Annotated in this window: 1 rRNA gene; it reads right to left on the reverse strand. The window is 56.2% G+C overall.

What is annotated here, in order from left to right:
• Nucleotides 1–147: 147 nt before the first annotated feature.
• A 5S ribosomal RNA gene (gene rrf, locus QSK07_RS22755) occupies nucleotides 148–263 on the reverse strand.
• Between the last annotated feature and the right edge of the window lie 2 nt (nucleotides 264–265).

The raw sequence follows: 265 nt of genomic DNA on the forward strand, positions 1-265 counted from the left end.
CTCGAACCCGCGACCCCCTGCGTGACAGGCAGGTATTCTAACCAACTGAACTACCGCTCCACCGATTCTTTCACGCTTATCAGCAACCGGCTGATAACCGTCTGTTCCCGTTATTTTCCCTGTCAGAAGAAAAGGAACAAATTTGATGCCTGGCAGTTCCCTACTCTCGCATGGGGAGGCCCCACACTACCATCGGCGCTACGGCGTTTCACTTCTGAGTTCGGCATGGGGTCAGGTGGGACCACCGCGCTAAAGCCGCCAGGCA

The sequence above is a fragment of the Pantoea sp. QMID4 genome (assembly GCF_030270445.1).
Classification (GTDB): Bacteria; Pseudomonadota; Gammaproteobacteria; order Enterobacterales; family Enterobacteriaceae; genus Pantoea; species Pantoea vagans.